The organism is Halomonas sp. 113, from assembly GCF_904067645.1.
In the GTDB taxonomy this organism is placed as follows: Bacteria; Pseudomonadota; Gammaproteobacteria; order Pseudomonadales; family Halomonadaceae; genus Vreelandella; species Vreelandella titanicae.
Genome location: NZ_LR881453.1, coordinates 3,704,163 through 3,724,861, shown reverse-complemented (window position 1 = coordinate 3,724,861; position 20,699 = coordinate 3,704,163). Strand labels below are relative to the sequence as shown.

Genomic DNA, 20,699 nt, shown 5'->3' with positions numbered 1-20,699 from the left:
AGCGAGAAGCTCAAGAGCGCCAAAGCGTACTTTTTATAGTGATCCAGGTTTGTACTTTTCACCAGTGCTAATCATCAACATAAGCCACCAGCGACAGGCATAGGATGTCGGTGAAGTGGTAGTATTTAGCCTACTCATTTTATTAAAAAGGCCTCGTGCATGAGCACCTATGCGATCGGCGATCTGCACGGCTGTCACGCCGAATTTGTAGCCCTTCTTGAAAAGCTTAGCTTCAACCCCGCGCGGGATACGCTATGGCTGGTGGGCGATTTGATTAATCGTGGGCCTGGTTCATTGGAGTGTCTGCGAGAAGTGCGCGCACTGGGTAGCTCGGCACGCAGCGTATTGGGCAACCACGATTTTCATTTGCTGGTCGTAGCGCGCGGGGGCGGCAAGCTGAAAAAAAACGATACCTTGAGCGATATTCTTGGCGCGCCTGATCGCGAAGCGCTGCTGGATTGGCTGCAGAGCCAACCGCTTAGCGTGTTTGAAAACAGTACGTTAATGACCCACGCGGGGCTGCTTCCCCAATGGAGCGTAGCCCAGACCGAATCTTTAGGGCGCGAAGTGCAGATGGCGCTAGGCAGTGAGGCATCCGGTGAGTTTTTAACCCAACTGTTTGGTAACCAGCCGGATAGCTGGCACGATGATTTAGACGGCATGGATCGGCTGCGCCTGACTGTCAATGTGCTGACTCGGATGCGCTTTATTGATGCCCAGGGCCGTTTGGACTTTGCGGCCAAAGAGGGATTGGACAGTGCCCCAGAGGGCTTTCTGCCCTGGTTTCAATACCCGCGTGACGATGACACCCGCCTACTCTTCGGCCACTGGGCGGCGCTGGAGGGGAATACCCCCCAGGCGCGGGTACCCGTTGAGGCGTTGGATACGGGCTGCGTGTGGGGCGGACGTCTAACCGCGCTCAATCTGGACAGCGGCGAGCGAACCAGTGTAGCTAGCCTTCAGCAGGAAAAACGACAGTGAAAGAAACAAACAGTGATCCCCGCTTAGCAGGCTTGAACGTGTATCGGGTAGGCGGCGCCGTGCGCGATGAGTTACTCGGCTGGCCGGTATATGACAATGACTGGGTCGTGGTGGGCACTACGCCAGATGCCATGCGCAAGCGCGGATTTAAGCCCGTGGGGCGCGACTTTCCAGTTTTTCTGCATCCCGAAACCGCTGAGGAATACGCCCTGGCCCGCACCGAACGCAAGTCTGGCCACGGCTATGGCGGGTTTGAAGTGCATGCCAGCCCCGATGTCAGCCTGGAAGAGGATCTATTGCGGCGTGATTTAACCATTAATGCCATTGCCCAGAGTACTGAGGGCGAATTAACCGATCCGTTTAATGGTCAAGGCGATATCGAACGGCGCGTGTTGCGGCATATCTCCGCGGCGTTTAGCGAAGACCCGCTGCGAGTGCTGCGTACCGCACGTTTTCTGGCCCGCTATGCGTCACTGGGCTTCACCATTGCCCCTGAAACCCAGGCACTAATGCGTAAGGTGAGCCACAGCGGCGAACTTGAGCACCTGGCCGCCGAGCGGGTGTGGGTCGAAACGGAAAAAGCGCTGGGTGAGCCAAGCCCAGAGGTCTATTTCACCACCCTTGAACGTTGCGACGCGCTCAACGTCTGGTGGCCAGAATTGGCGGGCGAAGCGTTAGTGAAGGGCTTGGCAGCGATGGCTGAGGTACCTGATAGCGATATGTTCCCATTGGCTCATTGGCGCCATGCGCAGTTGGTATCGCCGCTAAGCGCTGAGCAGCGCGATGCCTTGTCGGAACGACTCAAACTGCCCAATGCCGTTGCCCAATTGGCTCGCCATACCGCGCTTACCTATTCTTTAATAAACCATTCGCTAAAAAACCATGCGCTGCCTTCCGACGCATTAGAGGGCCCCAGCGTGCTACGTTGGCTGGAACGTTTGGATGGTTGGCGTAAGCCTGAGCAGGTCGAGGGACAGCTGGCGTTAGTCAAAGTGTTGGCGCCTGAGCAGGTTGGCCCGCTCGAAAACGCCTGGCAGGCTGCTCGGGAGGTAAGCCCCCAGGCACTGATAGCTGAGGGATATCAAGGCGCAGCGCTGGGCGAGGCCTTGCGAGCGCGCCGCGGGCAGGCCGTGGAGGCGGCGCTAACCAAGTAATTTACCGGCGTGCCGCCGCCAGCAGGGGCTGTTCATCCGCTTGGGAGATCCAGCGGCCGCGCCAGCTGAAATCCACCGCCCAAAGGCGCTGGCTGCCTAGCTCGAAGGCGCTCCATAGCGCGGCATAGGACGTGCCGCAGCGGGGGTGGCGCTGCTCGGGCAGCAACTCGGCGAGCGGCTGCAAAACAAACGCATTATGGGTAATTTCGCTACGCGGTAAGGCGATTTCGTCAACCGTGCCGCAAAGGCTGCCCACCGTGAGCAAGTCGATATCCAGCGCGCGGGGACTAAATTTGGCAAGACCAGGCAGGCGGCCATGCTCTATTTCCAGTTGCTTCCCCCATGCCTGAAGTTCGCCGGGTGTCCAAGCACTGTGAAACGCCACCACCAGGTTGTAGAAATTGCGGCTGTCGGCGAAACCGACCGGCTCGCTTTCAAACACACGGGAGATCTGCAGGGGGCCGAAGGTATCAGCAAGCGCATCCAGGCAGCAGCGAATATGCCGAGTAGGGTGAATATTGCTGCCTAAGCTGACGGTCACCAGGTTCATGCGCTGATCTCCTGGGTTGCCTCCGGCAGGTTGCCGCGGGTGATTTCCAGGCCGACGCTAACGGCGTTGGCAACCGCGCCCGGTTTACGTACCGTCAAGCGCAGCCAAGTGATAGGGAATTCCGTACGCAGGCACTCAGCGAGGCGTTCGGCAAAAGTCTCTACCAGGGCGAACTGATGGGCATCGGCAAACTGCTGAATGCGCTGGCAGATAGCAGCGTAATCCAGGGTGAGGCGCAGATCGTCGGTGGCTGCCGCCGAGCGAATATCGGTCGCCAACACCAAGTCTAAGCTTAGCGACTGTTGAATCGAGCGCTCCCAGTCGTAGACACCAATCACGGTATCGACGCTTAACGCTTCAATCAAAATGCGATCCATCCAGCTTCCCCCTACGGTAACAAGCGGGCGATTGTACGTTAGGATGGGGCTAAACGACAGTATATCGGGCCACAAAGCGAGCATGGCGCCATGGTATGGATAGTGGTGGGTTATTTAAGTGGCAGTTGGCTGGCAGCGCTGAGCGTTTGCCGCCTGGCGGGTGTGGGCGACCCCCGTCAACACGGTTCATTTAATCCCGGCTTTTCCAACGTACTGCGCCTATATGGCCCCCGCTTAGCGGCAGCCACCCTGCTGTTAGACGCCTTAAAAGCCATGCCTGCTGTTTTGGGTGCCAAGCTGATGGGCTATCCGGTCTGGCTGCAGGGGCTTGTGGGATTGGCAGTATTGCTAGGCCACAGCTTTCCACTGTGGCATGGCTTTCGTGGCGGTAAAGCGGTCGCCAGTGCCTTCGGTGTGTTGTTGGTATTAGTGCCTCAGGTGGCGTTACTGAGTGCATCGATATGGGCGCTGCTAGCGTGGCGATTAAAAACAGCTGCGCTGGCGTCGCTAGTGAGTGCTCTCGTGGCGCCGCTGGCCTGTGGCTGGCTGGCGCCGGAGTACGTCATGGTGGTGGGTGGATTCAGCCTGCTGGTGCTGGCCCGTCACGGGCTTAATATTCGCCGACTGCGACGCGGTGAAGAGCCGCCGTTTCGTGGTTCTTAGCGTGAGACAGGCGGTGTCAGCTGATTCAGCGGCCAGCGGGGCGTCGCCTGCATCATGCCAGGGGTGTCGCACTCTCCCGCTGCCAGGCGTTGAGCACCGACATAAGCAATCATGGCGCCATTGTCGGTACAGAATCGCCCGCGCGGGTAGTAGGCGCGGGCCTGGCGTTTTTCGCACTCAGCCTGCAGTCGTTCACGCAGGCGATGGTTGGCGCTGACCCCGCCCGCCACCACTAAGCGCTTCAAGCCGGTTTGATCCAGTGCTCGACGGCACTTAATCACCAGCGTATCGACAACGGCCTCTTCAAAGGCGCGGGCAACGTCGGAGCGGGCCTGGGCGTCGAGTTCGTCGGCTGTTTCCAGCTGGCGAATGGCCGTCATGGTGTGGGTTTTTAGGCCCGAAAAACTGAAGTCTAGCCCTGGCCGGTCGGTCATGGGGCGCGGGAAGCGAAAGCGCTTGGGGTCACCCTGTTCCGCCAGCTTGGCTACCTGAGGGCCGCCTGGATAGGCCAGGCCGAGCATCTTGGCGGCTTTATCAAACGCTTCACCAGCCGCGTCATCCACCGATTCGCCGAGCAGTCGATAGCGACCCAGCCCCTGAACTTCGACGAGCTGGGTATGGCCGCCGGATACCAGCAGCGCCACGAAAGGGAACTCGGGTGGCTCGTCTTCCAGCATCGGTGCCAGTAAATGGCCTTCCATATGGTGTACGCCGAGCACGGGGATGTTCAAGGCCCGAGCCATGCCATGGGCGGTACTGGCACCCACCATTAATGCGCCGACCAAGCCGGGGCCAGCGGTGTAAGTGATGCCATCCAGGTCGCGGCGCGTTAGCTTGGCGTCACCGAGCACTTGCTCGATCAGCGGCAGCAGTTTGCGGGTGTGATCGCGAGAGGCGAGTTCGGGCACTACGCCGCCAAATTCTGCATGCATGGCGATTTGGCTATACAGCGCATCGGCAAGTAGCCCCTTGCCGCCGGTTGACGAGGTGTCGTAAAGCGCGACACCCGTTTCGTCGCAGGATGTTTCAATGCCCAGAACTCGCATAAAAAGGGCCTCTCAAAGGCTATTCAAAAGATGTAAAGGTGAAAAACACAAGAGCACTAGTCTAGCATTGTCGTCCTGGGTCAGCGTAAGCATTTGCAAAGATGGCCAACGGCGACTAAACTACTGTGCGCTGTAAAACTGGGTCGTACACCGCGTTCTAAATGTAATATCGCAGTGTACGTACTATCCGAACTCAAGACTCCTTAAGGTAGGTGAGTGCTTAATGCCTTCTGTAAAAGTACGTGATAACGAGCCGTTTGACGTCGCCCTGCGTCGCTTCAAGCGTTCTTGCGAAAAAGCCGGTGTTCTTTCTGAAGTACGCCGCCGCGAGCACTATGAGAAGCCGACTGCTGAGCGTAAACGCAAAGCGGCAGCTGCCGTAAAACGCCACGCTAAGAAAGTTCAGCGTGAGCAAAAGCGTTTCGAACGGCTCTATTGATCCGTACCCGAGGGGGCCGGAGCAGTTAGCTGGTCGTCTCAAGAGGGATGCCAAGCGGCCGCCACTAGGTGGCCGTTTGTTTTTGACTGTTGTTCTTCAAAGCTGTCGTTGCTAAAGGCCGTCGCTGTTTATGATGATCTGATCTGGCAATGGGTCTGATGACCTTAGGCAGTGTTTTAAAAAACAGGGCTTTTAAAAACAGTCTCGAAAGTTAGCGCTTTGCGCGAGGATGCCCGTAGTTCATGGCAGGCCAAATTCCACAGCGTTTCATTGATGATCTGTTAGGCCGCGTTGACGTGGTCGAGGTGGTTGGTGAGCGCGTGCAGCTTAAAAAGGCTGGTCGTAACTACTCTGGGCTGTGTCCCTTCCATCAAGAGAAAACCCCGTCGTTTACCGTCAGTGCTGATAAGCAGTTTTATCACTGCTTTGGCTGCGGAGCTAATGGTAATGCACTACGCTTCTTGATGGAGTACGACAAACTACCGTTTCCTGAGGCGGTAGAGCAGTTGGCCGGTCGCCTGGGTATTGAAGTGCCGCGTGAAGGCGCTGATGACCCGCGTGCCCAGCAGCGTGAAAAGAAGCGCAAAGAGGGTGTTAACCTGCTCGAACTCGCCGCCAGTTTTTATCGCGAGCGATTAAAGATGCAGGAGGGCCAGCCGGCCCAACGCTATTTGTCGGGTCGTGGGCTCTCGGACGAGGTGATCAAGACCTACGGCATTGGCTATGCCCCGGCGGGTTGGGAGGCGCTAAAACAGCACCTCAGCGAGCGCGGTATTGGTGAGCCAGTGCAGGTGGAGTACGGCCTGCTGATTCACCGTGAGGATACCGGGCGTACCTACGACCGTTTTCGTGATCGGGTAATGTTCCCCATTCGCGATTTGCGCGGTCGTACGATTGCCTTTGGTGGTCGAGTGATGGGCGATGACCAGCCCAAATATCTCAACTCTCCGGAAACACCCGTATTCCATAAAGGTCGTGAGCTTTACGGCTTGTATGAGGCGCGCCAAGCCTCGAACAAGCTTGAGCAACTGGTCATGGTCGAAGGCTATATGGATGTGGTGGCACTGGCGCAATACGGTATTCATAATGCTGTGGCGACGCTGGGTACCGCCACCACAGAAGACCATTTGACCCGCCTGTTTCGACTGGTGAGTCGCGTAGTGTTCTGTTTCGACGGTGATCGTGCCGGGAGGCAGGCGGCTAGCCGGGCATTGGAAACCGCACTGCCGCAAATGATTGATGGCCGTGAAGCGCGCTTTCTGTTTCTGCCCGAAGGTGATGACCCGGACACCCTGGTGCGCCGTGAAGGCACCCAGGCATTTCAGGATCGCGTGACCTGTGCCATGCCTCTGTCGGAGTTTCTATTCGAACAGGCGGCCCAAGGGCGCGACTTGAATACCGTGGAAGGGCGCGAGCGGTTTGCCAGTCAGGTGCTCGAAGCATTGAACAAAGTGCCTGAAGGCATGCTCAAATCGCTACTGCTGGAGTCATTGGCAAAGCGTAGTGGGCTGGCGCAAGAGCAGTTGAAAGTGCTGCTCGAAAAGCGTTCCCAGGCGTCGCAGCGATCCGTCACCCAAGGTGATGTTTCGCAGGAGCCGGCAGAGCAGTTGGAGTCCGAATCGGCCTCATCCGCCATGAACGGCGCTGTTTTGGCAGCGCCATCGCGCTCACGTTCTCAGGCGCTCTCCCCGGTTGGGCGTATCGTGCAGCTGTTATTGCATGAGCCCAATCTGGTGGTCACGCTCCCTGATCATTTGGAGTGGTTGCCGGAAGATGGCGATGCGCCGCTATGCCGCGAGCTGATTGAACTGCTCAAGGCAGGGCGCTACCGCAGCCCACAAGTGGTGTTGGCGCATTTTCAAGGCAGCCAGCAGGGGCATGCCTTGGCGGCTTTCGCCAAGCGCGAGCTGTTGATTCCCAAGGCAGATCGGGAAGCAGAGCTGAAGGGATTGGTGGAACACTTGCAGTACGTTCAGCGCCAGCGTTCTCCTCAAGAGGAGTACACGGCGTTGCTGGCGCAGGAGCGCGCCGGGCAAAAGTTGGATAAGGAGCAGCGCCAGCGTTTGGCAAGCTTGGTAATGGAGCTTGCTCAGCGCCAATGAGGCGGTGTCTTGGGCGATGGGGGTTGAATTCCTAGCGTTTCAGCACCAGATATAGGGTCAGCCACCGAGCGTTGGCCTAACCGAACAAACTAACACACCTGAATTACCGCGCAAATACGTCGAGCTGGAAAATTTCTTGCTTTTTACGCTATACTGTACGGCTTGTTGAGTTTAATCGATTCAGCGCTCCAGGTGTTTCATTCTTCTTCGTCGAGATAGGGTTTCTATGGCTGGAAATGCGCAGCAGCAGTCGCGTCTGAAGGAGTTGATCGCTCGAGGCAAGGAACAGGGTTACCTGACCTATGCCGAGGTCAACGACCATCTACCTGAGGATATCGCCGACCCGGATCAAGTGGAAGACATCATTGGCATGATCAACGACATGGGTATAAGTGTCGCTGAAGAAGCGCCAGATGAAGACACTTTGATGATGTCGGATCAATCCACGGACGAGTCCGCTGCGGAAGAGGCCGTAGCGGCCCTTGCCGCCGTGGAAAGCGATGTAGGCCGCACCACTGACCCCGTACGCATGTATATGCGTGAAATGGGCACGGTTGAGCTTTTGACCCGTGAAGGCGAAATCGAAATCGCCAAACGGATCGAAGAGGGTACCCGTGAAGTGATGTCGTCTCTGGCCTATTTGCCGGGTGCCGTCGCGTCTATTTTGGACGCCTATGACGCTACCCAGGATGAAGAAGCGCCGGGGCGTCTTTCGGATCTGTTTTCTGGTTTCATCGATCCCGATGAGGGTATCCCCGGCGTTGCCGAAGCAGAGGTGCCCGAACCGGAGCCTGAAGCCGAGATTGACGACGACGTTGAGAGCGACGGCGACGATGAGGACGAGGATTCTACGGCCAGCGAGGGCGGCCCAGATCCCGAAGAGGCGCGTGCACGTTTCGAGCAGATTCGCGAGCAGAACGCCTTGGTGGAAGAGGCGTTTGCCAAGCATGGCCGCGGCAGTGCTGAGTTAAAGGCCGAGCAAGCCCGCTTGGCGGTGCTTTTCTCGCCTATCAAGCTGGTGCCTAAGCACTTCGAGCGCTTGGTCGGTCAAGTGCGTATCAGTGTTGAGCAGGTGCGTGCCCAAGAGAAAGCGGTCATGCAGCTGTGCGTGAAAAAAGCCAAGGTGCCGCGTAAGACGTTTATCAAGTCGTTTCCTGGTAATGAGTCGAGCAAAACATGGCTGGATGAATTCCAGGCAGCGCAGAGCAAGTACGCAGACCGCCTTGAGCCGTTGCGCGCCGATATTGCTCGTGCTCAGCGCAAGATCGCCTTCGAAGAGGATATGGTGCAGCTCTCGGTTGCCGACCTTAAAGAGGTGAATCGCAAGCTCTCGATTGGTGAGGCGAAAGCTCGCCGTGCCAAGAAAGAGATGGTTGAGGCTAACCTGCGCTTGGTGATTTCGATCGCCAAGAAGTACACCAACCGTGGTTTGCAGTTCTTGGATCTCATCCAGGAAGGCAACATCGGCTTGATGAAAGCGGTCGATAAGTTCGAATACCGCCGTGGTTATAAGTTCTCGACTTACGCCACCTGGTGGATTCGTCAGGCAATTACCCGCTCGATTGCCGACCAGGCGCGCACCATCCGTATTCCGGTGCATATGATTGAGACGATCAACAAGCTCAATCGCGTATCGCGCCAGATGTTGCAGGAAATGGGCCGTGAGCCAACGCCGGAAGAACTCGGCGAGCGTTTGGAAATGCCGGAAGATAAAGTACGCAAAGTGCTCAAAATCGCCAAAGAGCCGATCTCCATGGAGACGCCGATTGGTGACGACGATGATTCACACCTGGGTGACTTTATCGAAGACGGCACCATGCTGCTGCCCATTGACATGGCTACCGGTGAAGGTCTTATCGAAGCAACGCGCAACGTGTTAGGCGGCTTGACCGCCCGCGAAGCGAAGGTACTGCGCATGCGTTTCGGTATCGATATGAACACCGACCATACCCTGGAAGAGGTGGGCAAGCAGTTTGACGTAACCCGTGAGCGAATTCGTCAGATTGAAGCCAAAGCGCTGCGTAAGCTGCGTCACCCCAGCCGCTCCGAGCCGCTGCGCTCGTTCCTTGACGAGTGAATGTCGTAAGTGGTGAGCGGTAAATAGAAAGTCGTAAGTGGTGAATAGAAATCAGTCGCCGCTAAGACCAAAAAGCCCGCCGTTCTCTGAACGGCGGGCTTTTTTATGGGGACTATTGTTGAAGACGATGTGTGCCGCGCTTAATTGGGTATCTGCCGGGCTTTATAAATGCGGCGAGCCAGTAGTAGCAATTCCAGGGTGGCGATCAGAATTAGGCTATAACCGAGTAGTTCGACGACTTCTTCAGCAACACTCTTAAAGGTTCCTGAATAGCTGTCTTCAAGAACGGCTTGCCAGAACTCTTGCCGCCCATACAGGCGCGAAAATATATAAGTGGTCAGCACGCCTGCCGTAAACAAACCAAAGGCGAAGGTGTTGCTGTAATGAGCGAACTCTGCAAGAAAACGTTGGCGCTGCTTCACCACCCAAAAAAGCGATGGGAGAATAATCAGTGCAACGAGTACCTTCCAGGTGTTATCAGCCACATAGTTATCTAAAAAGTGATCCTGTTCGCGTACCAGGGAGGCGGCCACAAATGCTAGCAGCAGCAGTGTAACGGTGGGCCACACTTTAAGTACATGACGAATGTAAATCAGCATTGCACAGCAGGTGGCTAGCACCAGCGTTTGGGTAAATTCGGTAAAACCCAGCTCAGAAAAGCGTACTGAGGGGAGATAGAGCGCTTCTAAATAGGCACCTTGGGTAATCGCACCGATAAACAGTACGTACAGTACTGCACGTACTAAAATGGTTTGAAATCCGATAGGCCAGGCAGGGGGGGGAGACATACCGACATCCTTTGTGGGTAAGCAGCGTAGCTACTACACAATTTTGCAATGACATGTGCATATAAAAACATGCAGGGTTGAATGTTCATTATATCGTCACAGTTATGTGTTGGCACGTCGATATTGCGGTTAATCACTCGACGTTTGGTCATCGGCGCTGCAAAGTGTCCCATAGGCAGGTAATAACAGTGTTGTGAGGCGTAATAGACATGGCTATTAGTGTGTTTGATCTTTTTCGAATTGGCATCGGGCCATCGAGTTCCCATACTGTGGGCCCGATGCGCGCGTCGCGAGATTTTGCCTTGGCGCTTGGCGATACCCGCGTTACCCGACTGGTGGTAAGGCTTCATGGGTCACTTGCCGCCACCGGGGTGGGCCACGGTACCGATCAAGCCGTCATCATGGGACTGATGGGCGAAGCACCAGAAAGTATCGATCCAGACACGATTACGTCGCGGTTAAAACAACTTGCCGAAGGCGAGCCGCTGTTGTTGGCCAATGGCCAACAGATCGCTTTTGACGCTCATAACGATGTCGAATGGGATGAGGCCTGTTTGCCGTTCCATCCCAATGCCATGGTGCTGAGCGCCTATTGTGATGACGCGCTAGTGGCGACCAATACGTTTTACTCCCTCGGCGGCGGTTTTTATGTCGATCAAGCGAAGGCTGATCAAGGCGAGGTCGGTGAAGATGCTACTGAACTGACTTACCCCTTCAATACGGCGGCCGAACTACTCGCACTATGCCGGCAGCATCAACTGCGTATTAGCCAGCTTATGTTAGAAAACGAGAAAGCCTGGCGTAGCGAATCGGCCATCCGTGAAGAGCTGCTGACCATCTGGCACGCTATGAGCGATAGCATTGAGAATGGCCTACGCGCGACAGGCCATTTGCCCGGTGGATTAAATGTGCGCCGCCGTGCGCAGCTGCTCCACCAGCAGTTGCTTCATCCACCGGAAAATCAGCGTCTGATTGTGTCGAGTTTTACCGTAATGGATTGGGTTAACGTGTTTGCGTTGGCAGTAAATGAAGAGAACGCCGCCGGGCGGCGGATGGTCACTGCGCCGACCAACGGCGCAGCGGGCATCGTGCCCGCCGTATTAGCGTACTACTTGAAGTTTGAGCCCGATGCTAGCGAAGCTGATGTGGTGGATTTTCTGCTTACCGCCGGGGCCGTAGGCATTTTATGCAAAAAGAACGCCTCCATTTCTGGTGCTGAAGTGGGCTGTCAGGGCGAAGTTGGCTCCGCTTGTGCTATGGCGGCCGCAGGGCTTGCCGAAGTGCTAGGTGGCTCACCTGGGCAGGTGGAAAACGCCGCTGAGATCGGCTTGGAGCATAACCTCGGTTTGACCTGCGACCCGGTCGGCGGACTTGTTCAAGTGCCCTGCATTGAGCGCAATGCGATCGCCTCCGTCAAAGCTATAAACGCTGCACGAATGGCGCTGCACGGCGATGGAGAGCACTTTATATCGCTGGATAAAGTGATCCGTACCATGCGCGATACTGGTCGTGACATGCAAGACAAATACAAAGAGACCTCCAAGGGCGGGCTAGCCGTCAATGCCATCGAGTGCTAGGCCATCAAGTGCTAGGCCAGCGGATTAGGAGGCAGTAAGCTGTCAATATTGGTGACTAGGTAGTCGACCAGCTGGCGGATTTTGGGCGACAGGTGACGGTGGCGAGGGTATACCGCCCAGACAGCGGTATCGTGGTGCTGAAAAGGCTCAAGCACGGCCACCAGCTCACCGCTGGCCAAGTAGGGCGCTACGTAATAGTCGGGCAGTTGTGCAAGGCCGAGCCCTTTAAGTGCGGCATCTAATAAAGCAGGGCCAGAATTACCGCTCCAGCGCCCTTCTACGCGCACCTCGCGTCGTTGACCGTTGACTTCAAACAGCCAGTTGGGCCGTGAGCCAATCAAGCAGCGGTGCTGGCTAAGCTCGCTCAACGTATGCGGGCGTGGCGCTTGGCGAAAGTAGCTGTGTGAGCCGACGATATACTCGCGGCGGTCGCATAACCGTCTGGCGATCAGGCTGGAATCCTTTAATACGCCCATCCGAATGGCAATATCGTAGCCCTCTTCAATGAGTTCTACTGGTCGGTTAGTGAAGTGCATGTGAACATCCAGCTGCGGATGCAAACACTGAAAGTCATTCACCAGTGGGGCGATAAAGCGCTCGCCAAAGGTCGTGGCCGAGGTCAGTTTAAGTAGCCCGCTAGGCTTGGCCTGGAGTTCGCTAAGCGCCTGCTCGGCATCCCGCAGCCCATCAAATAGATGGCGGCAGTGTTCCACGTAGGTAGTCCCCGCGTCGGTTAAGCGAATTTGACGGGTGGTGCGATATAGCAACTGAACACCTAGCTGATTTTCGAGCTGGCTGACCAAACGGCTGATATGCGAGGTCGATACCTTCAGGTGGCGGGCCGCAGCAGAGAACGTGCCTAAACGCACCACCTCGACAAAGGCTTCGATACGGCTCCAGTGCTGCATGCTAACTCCCTGGGTTGATAGTAATTGTTGCTGTGTGGCAATAATCTTATGAGTGTATCCCGGTTTATCAAGAGCGCCTAGCTGGCCTACACTGCTAGCATCGCTAGCCTATCAATGGAGCCTTGTGCTTATGTCTATATCTTTATCTCAGTGGTCTCGCGGTGCGTTAGCAGTGGCCGTGGGCGCTGGCTGGGCAGTTAGTGCTCAGGCAGAGCTACCCGCCCAGCAGCAGGAGCAGGAGCAGGAGCAGGCGCCAGGCTGGTTTCGCATGATGGTTGGGGAGTATGAGGTAACCGCGCTGTACGATGGCCATACGGCTATTGATACCTCCTTGTTAAAAGGCATGGAGCAAGAAGAGATTCTCCGCCGCTTGGATGCGCTATTTATCGATGCAGAGAGTGGCATGCAAACTGCGGTCAATGCCTTTCTTATTCACACTGGCGAGAACCTTGTGCTGGTTGATGCCGGCTCAGCTGCCTGCTTTGGCCCCTCGTTAGGTCAGGTGGAGAGTAACCTGCGCGCTTCTGGCTACTCGCCGGAGGATGTCGACACGGTGCTGATGACCCATCTGCATCCTGACCACGTGTGTGGTTTGGCCAATGAGGAGGGCGAAGCGGTTTATCCCAATGCTGAGCTGCGAGCGAGTCAAGCCGATGCCGATTTTTGGCTGGATGAGGAGCGCGCGGCTGCGGCGCCTGAAGCCAATCAACCCTTCTTTACCATGGCTCAAGAGGCGGTAGCGCCTTATCAGGAAGCTGACCGTTTCAACCCTTTTACGGCCGGTGATGAAGTGCTGATGGGTATCGTTGCCCAAGATACCCATGGCCACACCGCCGGACACTCAAGCTTTATGCTCAACAGCGATGATGACGCCATGCTGGTATGGGGTGATGTGGTGCACAGCTATGGCGTTCAATTTGCTGATCCCACTGTCGCTATCGAGTTTGACTCAGACTCCGAGCAAGCCATTCGCACTCGAGAAGAAGTGCTCGAAAGCGCGGTTGAAGATAAGCACTGGGTCGCCGGTGCCCACATGCCATTTCCCGGCATTGGTCATATCGTAAAAGATGAAGAAGGCTATCGCTGGCTGCCGATTGAATTTGGCCCAGTGGCAGTTGACGAGTAACGGCTTAGTGTCTGTTGTTGAAGTAATGAACATTTAGGAGTCAATATGAAATCACGCGCAGCTGTTGCACTGGAAGCGGGTAAGCCGCTTGAACTGGTTGAGATCGATGTTGAAGGCCCGAAGGCGGGGGAAGTGCTGGTTAAAATGGCCGCGACAAGCGTTTGCCATACCGATGCTTACACGCTCTCCGGTGCTGATCCCGAAGGTAACTTCCCTGCCGTGTTGGGCCATGAAGGTGCCGGCGTTGTACAGGAAGTCGGCGAGGGCGTTACCAGCCTTAAGCCAGGCGACCATGTTATTCCGCTTTACACCGCTGAGTGTGGAAAGTGTAAATTCTGTTTGTCGGGCAAAACCAACCTGTGTGGCAGCGTGCGTGCTACCCAAGGTAAAGGGGTCATGCCTGACGGTACCTCGCGTTTTTCACTCGAGGGCAAAATGCTTCATCACTATATGGGCACCTCCACGTTCAGCGAGTACACCGTGTTGCCTGAAGTCTCCCTAGCGGTGGTTTCTAAAGAAGCACCCATGGATAAAATCTGCCTACTGGGCTGCGGCGTGACCACCGGCATCGGTGCAGTGCTGAATACCGCAAAAGTAGAGCCGGGCGCCACGGTGGCGGTGTTTGGTCTCGGAGCTATCGGTTTGGCCGTCATTCAAGGCGCGGTAATGGCCAAGGCGGGGCGTATTATTGCTATCGACGTCAACGCTGATAAATTTGAGCTGGCCAAGCAGTTTGGCGCCACTGATTTTGTGAACCCCAAAGAGTACTCAGATCCAATCCAGCAGGTCATTGTCGATTTGACCGATGGCGGCGTTGACTACTCCTTTGAGTGTATCGGCAACGTCAATGTGATGCGCTCAGCGCTGGAGTGCTGCCACAAAGGCTGGGGTGAATCGATCATCATTGGTGTTGCTGGAGCCGGTGAAGAGATCTCCACACGGCCATTCCAGTTGGTCACCGGGCGGGTCTGGAAAGGCTCCGCCTTTGGTGGCGTAAAAGGACGCAGCGAGCTGCCGGGCTACGTTGATCGTTATATGAACGGCGAAATCAATATCGACGATTTCATTACCCACGATATGCCGTTCGAAAAGATCAATGAAGCGTTTGAGTTACTGCATGCGGGCAAGAGCATTCGTACAGTGCTGCATTACTAAGGTCTGCACAACTAAGTGTCAGAGCAGGTTTCCGTGAGGGCGCTGTGAACCCATCCGTGGGCGCTACTTTTGACATCTGACCGCCATGGATGGCGGAAATGCCGGAATTGTCGGGAATATTTTCCGGCCCTGTCAAAAGACCCTCACTCCAACCTGCCCTGACACTGCGTTATCGGGAGCTTTATAGACAGTCATTTGCCCTGTGCATTACTAGGCCTAGCATTATTAAGTAGTATAGGAAGCACGTTTGAAACGCTAAAACGCGGTAGGGTAGACCTGCCGCGTTTGCTGTATTTAAAGGAACCTGCCCATGAGCATGAGTGAAACTCTAGAACTGGTGTCTGCCAACCGTAGTTTCGGGGGCTGGCATAAGCGCTACCGCCACTATTCCCGTGCGCTGGACTGCGACATGATCTTCGCCGTTTACTTGCCACCCCAGGCGGAAAACGAGCGCGTACCGCTGCTGTGGTGGCTCTCGGGGCTGACCTGTAATGACGAAAATTTCATGCAGAAAGCGGGCGCTCACCGTATTGCCGCTGAGCTGGGCGTGGCGATTGTTTGCCCTGATACCAGCCCACGGGGCACCGACTTGCCCGGCGAGCATGAAAGCTATGATTTAGGCTCTGGGGCTGGGTTTTACGTCAATGCCACCGAGTCACCCTGGAAGCCCCACTATCGCATGTACGACTATGTGATTGAGGAGTTGCCTTCTGTAGTGCGTCAGCACTTCCCGGTCAATGGGCGCGAATCGATTAGCGGACACTCGATGGGTGGGCACGGAGCATTGATCCTGGCGCTGCGTCATCCAGGTCGTTTCCGCTCTGTGTCGGCCTTCTCACCGGTGGTGAACCCGATGAACTGCCCTTGGGGGCAGCAGGCGTTTAACGCCTACTTGGGGGACGATCAGTCCCGCTGGCGTCAGTACGATGCCTGTGAGCTGGTGGCCAACGGCGCATCACGCCAGCGGCTGTTTATCGACCAGGGCGAAGCGGATCAATTCCTGGAAGAGCAGCTTCAGCCAGAGCGTTTAGAAGCCGTTTGCGAAGAGCATGATCATCCGTTAACGCTGCGCCGCCAGCCGGGCTACGATCACAGTTACTTCTTCATTGCCTCGTTCATTGAGGATCATCTGCGCTATCATGCAGATCACCTCATGAAGCGTTAAGGATAACGGGATGCTCAATCGCTTGCTGCGCCGTTTTATGCGTCTGCTATGGCGGATTGTATGGCGCGGCGTTTTAGCGTTTGTACTGTTGTCGGTCGCGCTGGTCTTGTTGTTTCGGGTCGTTCCACCACCGGGATCGATGGTGATGGTCGAGCGCAAAATTCAGAGCTGGATCCACAGCGATCCGATTCGTATACAGCGCGAGTGGCGAGGTTGGGACTCGCTCTCGGTGAACGCTAAGCTGGCAGTGATTGCCGCGGAGGATCAGCGCTTTCCACACCACGGCGGGTTTGATCTGGTCGAACTGCGCCGCGCATTGCAGGCTAGTCGGGACGGCGGACGACTGCGCGGTGCCAGTACCTTGAGCCAACAAACGGCTAAAAACGTTTTTCTGTGGACAGGTCGCAGCTGGACGCGGAAGGGGCTAGAAGCGTGGTTTACGCTACTGATCGAGATACTCTGGAGCAAGCAGCGTATTTTAGAGGTCTATCTCAACGTCGCCGAGTGGGATCGCGGTGTGTTTGGCCTAGAAGCCGCTGCTCAGCACTATTTTGGCGTTTCTTCAGCTTCGTTAACTGAGCGCCAGGCAAGTCTTCTCGCGGCTATCTTACCCAGCCCCCTGACGCGCAGCGCCGCACGCCCCGATGCCCAGGTTGAGCGGCGAAGCCAGTGGATTCGCCAGCAGATGCGTAACTTAGGTGGGGCTGATTATTTGCAACATCTATAGCTATTTTTAGCCACGCTAGCCGTATTTAGCGACGTCAATTTTCCCAGTGCCTCTAGATTGGGATAGGAGAAGTAATAACCCATGCTGCATGGGAATAAAAGGTACCGGAGAATCGCAACGGTTACAGTGTCCGTTCACCCTGGCGCAGTGGTGTTGTGCTGACATGTTTAGCCAAGCCCTGGAATAAAATTATCGACCATTATAAAAATCGGGTCATCGTCTAATCGCCTTAGGGCCGGGTTTCCGTATCACCATCACTACCCCAGTGATGGCCACCAACATACCCACAAGCCCTAACAAGGGAAGGCGTTCGTCAAAGAGCCACCACGCCTGAAGCGCCGTGACTGGCGGCACAAGATAAAAAAGACTCGCTACACGCGAGGCTTCCCCCTTTTTAATCAAGGCCATGAGTAACAGAATAGCGGCAATTGAGAGAATCAACACCAACCAGCCCAGGGTCAGCACAAAGGTGCTGCTCCACTCCACTTGGCGCGTCTCAAAAAGCAGGGCACCAACGCCTAGCAGAGCGCCTGCTGCCAAATACTGAATAACCGCCCCGGAAAGCAGCGGCATGCTGGTGCAGTATCTTTTCTGATAGAGCGTACCCAGCGAAATCCCCATTAACGCGGCGGTGACACACAGCAGAGCACTAATCCCGAAGCCGTCAAACAGCGACTCACCCAGCTCAAGCTTACTGCCGAGGACTAAACTGATACCTATCAGGCCCAGCGCTAGCCCTGTCCATTGGCGCCAAGAGAGCTGCTCACCCAGCAGTGGGCCAGCGAAGGCGGCGGTCAGAAGTGGCTGCAGCCCCACCAGTAAGGCCGCTAAACCGGCGGGCATGCCCAGGTAAATGCCATAGAAGACGCCACCTAAGTAAGCACCATGGACTAGAAAGCCTGATATGGCGATATGTGTCCATAGCCTGGGTGATGAGGGCCAAGGTATCCGCATCACGACGACCAGCGGAGTCAGTAGCAGTAGCGTGAGTACAAAGCGAATAAACAGAAACGTAAAAGGTTCTGCGTAAGGCAGGCCGAACTTCGCACCAATAAAGCCAGTGCTCCAAAGCAGAACAAAAAGTGCGGGCATGGCGGCAAGCCCTGCTGAAGGTAAGTCGTTTTTATGTAACTTTCTGAATATGCTAGACATATTATTTCCGAGGTGGCGTGTTTAATTCGTCTTTTAGATACGTTTGGTTCTTTTTGTTACTAACTTTTACATAAAAGATTGAACCTGCTTGAGCATGGCGCGTCACAGAGGGCACATACACAACGCAATATTGAGGTTTCTTCTATGCAACGTATGACTGCTCTGTTCTCCGCTGCCCTGCTCGCGACCGGTTTGATGACGGCCACCGCCCACGCCCAGGAAGAGCAACAAGGCGCTGCACAAGATCCAATGGCAACCCAGCAAGCTCCTGCCCAGGATTTTTCTGACGACCAGCTCCAGCAGTTTGCCGATGCTTCTCAAGAAATTGCGGTTATTTCTCAGGAATATACCCAGCGTCTGCAGGAAGCGGAAGATGAATCAGCGCAACAGGAAGTGCGTACCGAAGCTAACGACCGCATGATCGAAGTGGTCGAAGACAGCGGCCTAGATGTTGATACTTTCAACGCTATTGGTCAATCCATTCAGCAAGATCCGGAAATGATGCAGCGTGTGCAGGAAATGGCTAACCAGTCATAAGTCATACTGCTAAAAGTGGCTGATGTGTTTTTGCTAATTGGGTCTGGCTAATATAGCAACCTTTATTTAGCAACGTTAATATTAGTATGGTTTCGGCCACCAAAGCCCGGTGCATAACTGCACCGGGCTTTTTTTGTGAGCCGATTGGCCTACGGTTAGTTTTATTATCCTTAGTGGGGTTTACCTAACTTAGCCTTCCCGCCACACTTTAGATTATGCGTTGATTATCCAGCCTATTGACCGGCAACACCAAGGAGTCCCCGTATGGATGTCGAACTGTTAGAAATACGCCAACATATGGGACGGTTTCCCCCTTTTGATGGGCTGTCGGATGATCTCCTTGATGCCATTGCTGAGCAGGTGGAAGTGAGCTACTTCAAAACAGGTAGCAGCATATTAACGCTTAACGAGATGCTCAATGATCTTTGCTATATCCGCAGTGGCGCTGTGGAGGTTTATCGTAGTCAGGGCGAGCTGTATAACCGCCTGGGCGAAGGCGATATTTTCGGTCACTTCAGCCTCTTGCGTAACCATAAGGTGCGTTTCCCAGCCCAGGCGATCGAAGATACCCTGATCTATTTTATTCCCAAGGCGGTCTTCCTGCGATTGTGCGAGGAGGATGACCATTTTGCGGATTTTGTCGAGTTGGAGCGACCGCGGCTTGAGAGCGCTGCCGAGCAGCAAAAGAAATCCAACGACATGATGGTGACGCGGATACGCAAGCTGCTAACCCGCTATCCAGTAATGGTGGAAACGTCTACCAGCGTTCAGCACGCCGCGCAGCAAATGAGCGAGGCTCAAGCCTCCGCCCTGCTGGTAATAAAAGAGGGGAGCGATAACCCTCGCTACAGTTTTAAAGATAGCGAAGGCCAAACTTGGCAGATGTGCGGTATTTTAACCGATAGTGATTTTCGTACCCGCATTGTGGCCGAGGGGCTATCGCCACAAACCTCCGTCGGTGAAGTGATTTCCTCGCGGCTAATTACTATCCAGTCTGACGCCTCTGTTTATGAAGCGATGCTGACGATGTTGCGCAGTAACGTGCATCACCTGCCTGTGCTCTATCGTCAGCGCCCTGTGGGCGTAGTGCATCTCTCCGACATTATTCGCTACGAGACCCACAGTGGTCTCTATCTGGTCAGCAATATTTTTAATCAGTCCAGCGCCCAGGGGCTGGCACGCTTGGCGCCGGATGTGAGCGCGGCGTTTGTGCGTATGGTGCAAGAGGGCGCTAACTCGCAGATGGTGGGTAGCGCCCTTTCCACGATCGGACGCAGCTTTACTCGACGGTTGCTGGAAATGGCTGAAGCTGAACTTGGCCCCCCGCCGGTGCCTTATTGTTTTATGGTGAATGGCTCAATGGCCCGCAATGAGCAGAGCATCGTCACTGACCAGGATAATGCGCTGATCCTCTCCGACGAGTTTAATCCCGAAGAGCATGACGACTACTTTTACGCCCTGGCAAAAATTGTCAGCGATGGCTTAGATGCCTGCGGTTACACCTACTGCAAAGGTGACGTTATGGCGACCAACGTTCAGTGGCGTCAGCCGCTCAGCGTTTGGAAGGGGTATTTTCAGGATTGGATGGCCAATCCCACGCCTGAACGGCTGCTGCACAGCTCGATTTTCTTTGACCTGGATAGTTGCTATGGCGAAGACCTTTATGTGGAAACGCTGCAAGATTTGATTGCCGAGACAGCGCCAAAATCACCGCTGTTTTTAGCTGCCATGGCGCGCAATGCCTTAAACCGTACGCCACCGCTAGGGTTTTTCCGTACCTTTGTGATGGAGCAAGATGGCAAGCACAACAACTCGATCAACTTGAAGCGCCGGGGAACTGCGCCGATGGTGGATTTGGTGCGTATTCACGCTTTGGCCTGCGGTTCCAAAGCGCAGAACTCCTTTCAGCGCTTGAATGACATCAGTAAGACCCAACTATTGGCGACCGGCATGAGCGACAAGCTAAGTTATGCGTTTGAGTTTTTATGCATGTCGCGGATTCGCCATCAAATGATTGACCTACAAGAGGATCGCCTGCCGGATAACAATATCGAGCCCGAAAACGTGGCGGACAGCGAACGCCACACCCTGAAAGACGCCTTCCAGGTGCTTAGCAACGCGCAAAAATTCCTCAAGTTCCGCTATCCCATGCCTGCACAACGGCAGGGGCGCTAA

At 55.3% G+C, this 20,699-nt stretch carries 19 protein-coding genes; 13 read left to right on the top strand and 6 right to left on the bottom strand.

Annotated features, from left to right (window positions below; all coding sequences use genetic code 11):
• Positions 1-159 precede the first annotated feature (159 nt).
• Both YERSI8AC_RS17590 and YERSI8AC_RS17585 read left to right on the top strand, forming a co-directional pair.
• Positions 160-981: a symmetrical bis(5'-nucleosyl)-tetraphosphatase gene (locus tag YERSI8AC_RS17590; protein WP_159177238.1), complete on the top strand. Its 822-nt coding sequence runs from the start codon at positions 160-162 to the stop codon at positions 979-981.
• Positions 978-2,135, top strand: coding sequence for a polynucleotide adenylyltransferase (locus tag YERSI8AC_RS17585; protein ID WP_052475663.1), 1,158 nt, complete (start codon positions 978-980; stop codon positions 2,133-2,135). The genes YERSI8AC_RS17590 and YERSI8AC_RS17585 overlap by 4 nt, the downstream gene beginning before the upstream one ends.
• A 1-nt stretch (position 2,136) precedes the next feature.
• Here the strand turns inward: YERSI8AC_RS17585 and folK are convergent, their stop codons facing one another.
• Both folK and folB read right to left on the bottom strand, forming a co-directional pair.
• Positions 2,137-2,685 carry a 2-amino-4-hydroxy-6-hydroxymethyldihydropteridine diphosphokinase gene (folK, locus tag YERSI8AC_RS17580; protein WP_041158828.1) on the bottom strand — a complete coding sequence of 183 codons (549 nt, stop codon included), beginning with the start codon at positions 2,683-2,685 and terminating at the stop codon, positions 2,137-2,139.
• A complete protein-coding gene (gene folB / locus YERSI8AC_RS17575) occupies positions 2,682-3,062 on the bottom strand; it encodes a dihydroneopterin aldolase (RefSeq protein WP_041158827.1) in 381 nt (126 codons plus the stop codon). Before folB ends, folK begins: the two co-directional genes overlap by 4 nt.
• A 90-nt stretch (positions 3,063-3,152) precedes the next feature.
• Here folB and plsY point away from each other — a divergent pair, with 90 nt between their 5' ends.
• Positions 3,153-3,725, top strand: coding sequence for a glycerol-3-phosphate 1-O-acyltransferase PlsY (gene plsY / locus YERSI8AC_RS17570; protein ID WP_022522379.1), 573 nt, complete (start codon positions 3,153-3,155; stop codon positions 3,723-3,725).
• Here plsY and tsaD read toward each other — a convergent pair.
• Entirely contained in the window at positions 3,722-4,771 is a 1,050-nt protein-coding gene (tsaD, locus tag YERSI8AC_RS17565) for a tRNA (adenosine(37)-N6)-threonylcarbamoyltransferase complex transferase subunit TsaD (RefSeq protein ID WP_041158826.1), read from the bottom strand. The two genes, plsY and tsaD, sit on opposite strands and share 4 nt — an antisense overlap.
• 223 nt (positions 4,772-4,994) lie before the next feature.
• Here tsaD and rpsU point away from each other — a divergent pair, with 223 nt between their 5' ends.
• The 3 genes from rpsU to rpoD all read left to right on the top strand — a co-directional run bounded on the left by rpsU (position 4,995) and on the right by rpoD (position 9,389).
• On the top strand, positions 4,995-5,210 hold the full coding sequence (gene rpsU / locus YERSI8AC_RS17560) for a 30S ribosomal protein S21 (protein WP_008956349.1): 216 nt from the start codon (positions 4,995-4,997) through the stop codon (positions 5,208-5,210).
• A gap of 242 nt (positions 5,211-5,452) precedes the next feature.
• Positions 5,453-7,312: a DNA primase gene (dnaG, locus tag YERSI8AC_RS17555; protein WP_159177237.1), complete on the top strand. Its 1,860-nt coding sequence runs from the start codon at positions 5,453-5,455 to the stop codon at positions 7,310-7,312.
• A gap of 226 nt (positions 7,313-7,538) precedes the next feature.
• Positions 7,539-9,389, top strand: a complete 1,851-nt coding sequence (gene rpoD, locus YERSI8AC_RS17550) for an RNA polymerase sigma factor RpoD (protein ID WP_027958016.1) — start codon at positions 7,539-7,541, stop codon at positions 9,387-9,389.
• Positions 9,390-9,529: 140 nt separating this feature from the next.
• Here rpoD and YERSI8AC_RS17545 read toward each other — a convergent pair whose 3' ends face one another.
• Positions 9,530-10,177, bottom strand: coding sequence for a hypothetical protein (locus YERSI8AC_RS17545; RefSeq protein ID WP_022522383.1), 648 nt, complete (start codon positions 10,175-10,177; stop codon positions 9,530-9,532).
• Positions 10,178-10,386: 209 nt separating this feature from the next.
• On the opposite strand from YERSI8AC_RS17545, the gene YERSI8AC_RS17540 reads away from it, so the two are divergent.
• Positions 10,387-11,754, top strand: coding sequence for an L-serine ammonia-lyase (locus YERSI8AC_RS17540; RefSeq protein WP_159177236.1), 1,368 nt, complete (start codon positions 10,387-10,389; stop codon positions 11,752-11,754).
• A gap of 11 nt (positions 11,755-11,765) precedes the next feature.
• Here the strand turns inward: YERSI8AC_RS17540 and YERSI8AC_RS17535 are convergent, their stop codons facing one another.
• Positions 11,766-12,662, bottom strand: coding sequence for a LysR family transcriptional regulator (locus YERSI8AC_RS17535; RefSeq protein ID WP_022522386.1), 897 nt, complete (start codon positions 12,660-12,662; stop codon positions 11,766-11,768).
• 130 nt (positions 12,663-12,792) lie between these two features.
• Between YERSI8AC_RS17535 and YERSI8AC_RS17530 the strand changes: the two genes are divergently transcribed.
• The 4 genes from YERSI8AC_RS17530 to mtgA all read left to right on the top strand — a co-directional run bounded on the left by YERSI8AC_RS17530 (position 12,793) and on the right by mtgA (position 16,835).
• Entirely contained in the window at positions 12,793-13,788 is a 996-nt protein-coding gene (locus YERSI8AC_RS17530) for an MBL fold metallo-hydrolase (protein WP_159177234.1), read from the top strand.
• Positions 13,789-13,833: 45 nt separating this feature from the next.
• Positions 13,834-14,943, top strand: coding sequence for an S-(hydroxymethyl)glutathione dehydrogenase/class III alcohol dehydrogenase (locus tag YERSI8AC_RS17525; RefSeq protein WP_027958011.1), 1,110 nt, complete (start codon positions 13,834-13,836; stop codon positions 14,941-14,943).
• Positions 14,944-15,253: 310 nt separating this feature from the next.
• Positions 15,254-16,108 (top strand): S-formylglutathione hydrolase, encoded by an 855-nt coding sequence (gene fghA / locus YERSI8AC_RS17520; protein WP_009288687.1) that lies wholly within the window; start codon positions 15,254-15,256, stop codon positions 16,106-16,108.
• Between the two features lie 10 nt (positions 16,109-16,118).
• Entirely contained in the window at positions 16,119-16,835 is a 717-nt protein-coding gene (gene mtgA / locus YERSI8AC_RS17515; protein ID WP_009288686.1) for a monofunctional biosynthetic peptidoglycan transglycosylase, read from the top strand.
• Between the two features lie 213 nt (positions 16,836-17,048).
• Here the strand turns inward: mtgA and YERSI8AC_RS17510 are convergent, their stop codons facing one another.
• Entirely contained in the window at positions 17,049-17,987 is a 939-nt protein-coding gene (locus YERSI8AC_RS17510) for a DMT family transporter (protein ID WP_159177232.1), read from the bottom strand.
• 144 nt (positions 17,988-18,131) lie between these two features.
• Between YERSI8AC_RS17510 and YERSI8AC_RS17505 the strand changes: the two genes are divergently transcribed.
• Positions 18,132-18,524 carry a DUF4168 domain-containing protein gene (locus YERSI8AC_RS17505; protein ID WP_022522390.1) on the top strand — a complete coding sequence of 131 codons (393 nt, stop codon included), beginning with the start codon at positions 18,132-18,134 and terminating at the stop codon, positions 18,522-18,524.
• 264 nt (positions 18,525-18,788) lie between these two features.
• Complete coding sequence (locus YERSI8AC_RS17500) at positions 18,789-20,699, top strand: DUF294 nucleotidyltransferase-like domain-containing protein (protein ID WP_027958007.1); 1,911 nt, start codon at positions 18,789-18,791, stop codon at positions 20,697-20,699.

Bases quoted from the DNA above. Each gene is read 5' to 3' on its own strand.
- YERSI8AC_RS17545 (WP_022522383.1), bottom strand. From the start codon at position 10,177: ATGTCTCCCCCCCCTGCCTGGCCTATCGGATTTCAAACCATTTTAGTA.
- rpoD (WP_027958016.1), top strand. From the start codon at position 7,539: ATGGCTGGAAATGCGCAGCAGCAGTCGCGTCTGAAGGAGTTGATCGCT.
- YERSI8AC_RS17530 (WP_159177234.1), top strand. From the start codon at position 12,793: ATGTCTATATCTTTATCTCAGTGGTCTCGCGGTGCGTTAGCAGTGGCC.
- YERSI8AC_RS17500 (WP_027958007.1), top strand. From the start codon at position 18,789: ATGGATGTCGAACTGTTAGAAATACGCCAACATATGGGACGGTTTCCC.
- folK (WP_041158828.1), bottom strand. From the start codon at position 2,685: ATGAACCTGGTGACCGTCAGCTTAGGCAGCAATATTCACCCTACTCGG.
- fghA (WP_009288687.1), top strand. From the start codon at position 15,254: ATGAGCATGAGTGAAACTCTAGAACTGGTGTCTGCCAACCGTAGTTTC.
- plsY (WP_022522379.1), top strand. From the start codon at position 3,153: ATGGTATGGATAGTGGTGGGTTATTTAAGTGGCAGTTGGCTGGCAGCG.
- mtgA (WP_009288686.1), top strand. From the start codon at position 16,119: ATGCTCAATCGCTTGCTGCGCCGTTTTATGCGTCTGCTATGGCGGATT.
- dnaG (WP_159177237.1), top strand. From the start codon at position 5,453: ATGGCAGGCCAAATTCCACAGCGTTTCATTGATGATCTGTTAGGCCGC.
- YERSI8AC_RS17540 (WP_159177236.1), top strand. From the start codon at position 10,387: ATGGCTATTAGTGTGTTTGATCTTTTTCGAATTGGCATCGGGCCATCG.
- YERSI8AC_RS17535 (WP_022522386.1), bottom strand. From the start codon at position 12,662: ATGCAGCACTGGAGCCGTATCGAAGCCTTTGTCGAGGTGGTGCGTTTA.
- YERSI8AC_RS17525 (WP_027958011.1), top strand. From the start codon at position 13,834: ATGAAATCACGCGCAGCTGTTGCACTGGAAGCGGGTAAGCCGCTTGAA.
- YERSI8AC_RS17510 (WP_159177232.1), bottom strand. From the start codon at position 17,987: ATGTCTAGCATATTCAGAAAGTTACATAAAAACGACTTACCTTCAGCA.
- YERSI8AC_RS17505 (WP_022522390.1), top strand. From the start codon at position 18,132: ATGCAACGTATGACTGCTCTGTTCTCCGCTGCCCTGCTCGCGACCGGT.
- rpsU (WP_008956349.1), top strand. From the start codon at position 4,995: ATGCCTTCTGTAAAAGTACGTGATAACGAGCCGTTTGACGTCGCCCTG.
- tsaD (WP_041158826.1), bottom strand. From the start codon at position 4,771: ATGCGAGTTCTGGGCATTGAAACATCCTGCGACGAAACGGGTGTCGCG.
- folB (WP_041158827.1), bottom strand. From the start codon at position 3,062: ATGGATCGCATTTTGATTGAAGCGTTAAGCGTCGATACCGTGATTGGT.
- YERSI8AC_RS17590 (WP_159177238.1), top strand. From the start codon at position 160: ATGAGCACCTATGCGATCGGCGATCTGCACGGCTGTCACGCCGAATTT.